Here is a 4667-nt window from a genome sequence, read left to right on the forward strand (position 1 = left end):
TGGGGGAGTGGGAGAGGAATTGAAGGTTTGATTGCCGGATTAGAAATATCCGAATTAGATGCGTGTTAGCTTATCAGAGAACGAATTATCCGACGATTAAAGTCGTGGCTACACAAACTAAGCCCGCGCAGGCGGGCTTTAAGAAAAAGGGGTAGTTAACGAGGACTGGACTTACGCACTAACCCCCCCCAAATCTGGGGGAACCGGAGATTACTTCCCCCCAGATTTGGGGGGCTGGGGGGCGAAACAAGAAATATTGCGTGGGACAGCTTAGCTTGATTTTGACTTCGCTTCGAGACTCTCCAAACGACTCATCAATTCCTGATTTGATTTTTTCAACTGGTCGAGTTCTTCGCGCAGCTGTTTGACGGACTGGTCAGTACCAGCAATTTGCTGGACTTTTTGCACTGCTTCCTCAGCGATACGGCGGACGCGCCCATCCGGTGTACTTGAGCCCAAAGAGTTCAGTACTGGGATAGCTTTGGCTGTTTCCATCTGTCCCAACGCTGTAACAACGGCTACCTGTGTTAAGAAGAAAGTTTCTCTGGATAACTCTTGTAACTGTTCGATAATCCAATCAACGTTGTTCGGCGTCTGACCTGTGGAAACCGCACCCAAAGCGCGAATTGCTGCTAGGCGCAAAGCTTGGGGGATGCCGGGGTAAGTGTATTCCAAAATCAGATCGAGGGCTACTGGTGAAGTTTTTAACTGACACAGACCTGCGATCGCACCAATCCGCACTACCTCATTCCAGCCAGCTTTTTCTCGCAGTGTACGGCTAAGGAGTGCGATCGCTTCATCTTCCTTATCTTTAAGGATGGGTGATGCTACCATTCCCCCAATTGTGCGGGTAGCTGACGCCTCCACGTAGTAACTGGGGTCGCCTTTTTCCAGGAGATGTTTCACAGCGTTGTAGCTTTCGGCTGTCTTAATTTTAGCCAAAGCTTCCACCACAGCGCGGCGAACTAAGGGGTTTTCATCGTTTAAACCCTTTAGTAGGATTTCGCCTACTTGGTCAAGTTTAACTTCAGCTAGCTGTTTGGCAACTTCGACGCGAATACCCCAAAAAGCATCTTTTTCCAGTGAATCTGATAACGCTTTTACCGCCTCTAACCCGCCTTTTTTCGCCAAAGTCTCAGCCGCGTAGATGCGCGAGATTGGGTCGGGATCGAATTGCAACTGCGCTTTCAGTTCAGCAACTGCATACTCCAAAGACACAGTTTTCAGATAGTGATTTCCCAGATCGAAACTGACAAACTGCGGCTTCTCTTCCAACGGGAAGTAAAAAGTTTGTTCCCGTTCGTGTACTCTTACCGTAAAAGTTTTAAACTCTTTAAATTTGTCTTCTTGGGTATAGCCGAAAGCAATCGGAATCTTCAGGTCAAACAACCCGCTATCACTACCATTATTGCCTTCTTTTGCCTGAGTTTGAGTGACTGTCACTTTAGCCAGCTTGCTATCGCCATCCCAGGAATAGGCAACCTTGTATTCTGGATGTCCGCCGCGATAAACATACTGGTCAAATAAAAACAGCAAATTGCGTCCGGTAGTTTTTTCGATCGCCCGCAGCAAGTCTACAGTTTCCACAGTTTTGTGGGCATTATCGCGAACAAAAGTATGAATTGCCCGGAAAAACAACTCATCTCCCAACTCGGCGCGGATTGTGTGGTAGACGCAGGCACCTTTTTCATAGAGGTGTCGATCGTAAAGTTCGATCGCTTCTCGGTAGACATGAGTAACGATCGGACGACGATAACGACTGCTATCTTCGATAAAATAATTACGCGCCTCATTCAACCGATAGTATGCCGCATCCTCCAAACCATACTCGCTTTCCGTCCACAACACCTCAGAATAAGTCGCCATCCCCTCTTTGATCCAAGCATGAGACCAATGCTTGATCACCACTAAATCTCCAAACCATTGGTGGGCGAGTTCGTGGGCGACTAAACCTTCGCTACCGCGATTATCCAAAGATGCCCTTTCATCTATCAAACATCTGTCTGTCAGCAGCGTTGTCGAGGTGTTCTCCATCCCCCCAAAAATGAAGTCATCCACGCAAACTTGTGCGTATTTAGGAAAAGGATAAGGATAGCCAAATTTTTCGCTGAAAAATTCAATCATGCGGGGCGTTTTGCCCATAGTGAGGCGGGCTTCTTCTTCCCGACCTTTTTCTACATAATAAGTTACGGGTTTGCTATTCCAAGTATCTTGAATTTCGGCAAAATCTCCGACTGCCAAAGTCATCAGATAAGTGGGATGAACTTCTTTCTGCAACCAGTGATAAATTTTGTCTTCGCCAACATCTTCTGTATTAATTAGTTCGCCGTTGGAGATAGCTATCAACGGTTTGGGAACGCGGACGCGAATTTCTGAAGTTGCTAGCTGTCCGGGATAGTCGAAGCAGGGAAACCAGAAGCGGGAATCTTCATCTTCGCCTTGAGTCCAAACTTGTACGGGTTTGTTAGGGTAGTGTTTGTCTGGCCCGATGAAGTAAATGCCGCGCTGGGGTTTTTGGGCAGTATAAGCGATCGCAATCTCGATCTGCTTGCCTACCTGCGTCGGTGTGGCAAGTTTGATGTGCAGTTGTTCCCCGTCACAGTCAAAATCCTGGGCCAAACCGTCCACCTGCACAGACTGGATATTCAGGTTTACCGCATCCAAGGTTAAACGATCGATCGCACTCCGCACAGGCGCTAATCTGATGCTACAAGTGCCTTGGCAGGTGCGGTTGGGAATATCTAGCGCCAAGTCTAGGAAGATATGTTCTACCTGTCCCGGTCTATCTGGATTGTAATGGGGGCGGGAACCGGGTAACTCAAAAGATTTATGGCGATTATTTTCGGAATCAAAATAAAAATGTAACTTCATGTGGGATTGACTCTGTGACACAGGAGAGGTATGGCGGGATTAACAAAATGCGATCGGGTACATTTTCCAGGTTAGCGCCTTTGTAACTTAGCGACTGAGCCCCACTCCAGTTTAGCTGTGCAGCGTGTCTTTGGCAGCGGTGGGGTCAGAGTCAAGGTATAATTGACCTTACCTTTCTTTTAAACCTGCCGACGCAGGCTTTGTTTGTGTAGCCGCGACTTTAGTCGTTAGGCCAAAATTAGGAGAAATTAGTTAACTCCTGAATCAACTGCGCCGGAGACATAATTCGAGGCGTAGAAACAGGAAAATCTGCCGGATTGCGTGTTACGATCGCATCCAATTGATTCACCATAGCAGTGCTGTATTGTATCGCATCTTCAAAATCCCTGAAGTTGGCAGTTAGTGCCATTGAGATTACAGATTGATCCACTGTAGCTACTTGACAAATAGTAGCCAATCTATTTAAGAAAGTGAGTGTCCAGTCTCGACCTTTATTCTTCCGAATAATGTAGTAAAGGTCGCCAAAAGTTGATGCTGAGACGTAACCTTCAATTTGCCTTTGTTGAGCAAACAAGAAAACCTGCTCGCTTTCGCTATAAAAAGGCTGTCGCTCAAGGGCAAAATCTATGCTAATATTGGTATCAAGGAGGAGTTTCATAGATTATGTTTTTCCTTCAAAGCTTCCCACCGAGCTTGATCTGGATCGAAGTCAGGGGGTGCGGGTTCGGTATTTTCAAACAAGTCTCTAAATGCTTCTACTCTGCATGGGAGTTTTCTTTTAGGTTTGGCAGCTTGTGGTTCATTTTTACCCACCCTCTCATTCTCAATCGTCTCAATCGTTTGCAAAACGATTACTTCCACATCTCCTGGTGACATTTTAACAGGTTCAGTAACCGCTAAGTTACCAGCATCATCGACTTTTCCCTTGAGTTTGTAAGCTTGCATGGTATTCTCCTACAACGCTGTTTCTAGTTTAACTCCGATCGCCCGACTCATAATATATATTTTAGCAGGTGTATTTATATAATGCGATCGGACTCTATTACCCCATCATCTTCATCCGTTTCTCGTTCCAAAGCAGCAATAATCGTTCCTTCTAAATGATGCTGTTTCTGATTCTTCACATAAGCCACAGCCTCATCCAATTGCTTGCGTCCCAGAGAAAACACCCCGTACCCACGTTGCCAACCAAATTTTACTCCCGAACTCGGTAAAAGCTGATTCATCTCATAAGAACTGCTACCTTTGATATGTTTAACAAAATCTACAATTGAAAGAGTCGGAGGAATAGAAACTACTAAATGAATATGGTCTTCTATGCCGCCGATCGCATGAACAATACAACGATGTGAATCAGCTTTACCAATAATATAATTATAAAGGTCAGGTTCTTTCTTTGGATCGATTAGCAGTTGGCGTTCTTTTGTTGCCCAAACGATATGATAATAAAGCCGCCAAAGAGGCATAAAAATACCTTTTTTATTTACATTGGCATAATTTTACACTATTTTGGTAATCTTGGGCAAGCTCCACTAATGATTAAACATTTATTTACAAACACAGATAATCGCTCATCCATCAGACCCGCCTGAAAATCAATTTCCAGGCTAATAGCGAAAGTCCGTTCAAACGGACTGAATTCTCCACATTATTCAGTCCTCTTCAGAGGACTTCTGCTATTAGCCTGCGAATTGATTCGCAGGCGGGCTGGTTCGCAGGCGGGGATTAATTCGCAGGCATGATTAATTGGTAGACGAGATAATTAATCCGCCAACACAGATAATCGCTCATCCATC

At 45.4% G+C, this 4667-nt stretch carries 4 protein-coding genes; all 4 read right to left on the bottom strand.

Features of this window, described 5'->3' with window-relative positions; translation table 11 throughout:
* Positions 1-270: 270 nt before the first annotated feature.
* On the bottom strand, positions 271-2871 hold the full coding sequence (locus tag LAY57_RS34880; protein ID WP_249071960.1) for a M1 family metallopeptidase: 2601 nt from the start codon (positions 2869-2871) through the stop codon (positions 271-273).
* Between the two features lie 238 nt (positions 2872-3109).
* On the bottom strand, positions 3110-3529 hold the full coding sequence (locus LAY57_RS34885) for a type II toxin-antitoxin system VapC family toxin (protein WP_249071954.1): 420 nt from the start codon (positions 3527-3529) through the stop codon (positions 3110-3112).
* Positions 3526-3816 carry a hypothetical protein gene (locus LAY57_RS34890; RefSeq protein ID WP_249071956.1) on the bottom strand — a complete coding sequence of 97 codons (291 nt, stop codon included), beginning with the start codon at positions 3814-3816 and terminating at the stop codon, positions 3526-3528. The genes LAY57_RS34885 and LAY57_RS34890 overlap by 4 nt, the downstream gene beginning before the upstream one ends.
* A gap of 74 nt (positions 3817-3890) precedes the next feature.
* Positions 3891-4337, bottom strand: coding sequence for an IS200/IS605 family transposase (gene tnpA / locus LAY57_RS34895; RefSeq protein ID WP_249071958.1), 447 nt, complete (start codon positions 4335-4337; stop codon positions 3891-3893).
* Positions 4338-4667 lie beyond the last annotated feature (330 nt).

Source organism: Argonema antarcticum A004/B2 (genome assembly GCF_023333585.1).
GTDB lineage: Bacteria > Cyanobacteriota > Cyanobacteriia > Cyanobacteriales > Aerosakkonemataceae > Argonema > Argonema antarcticum.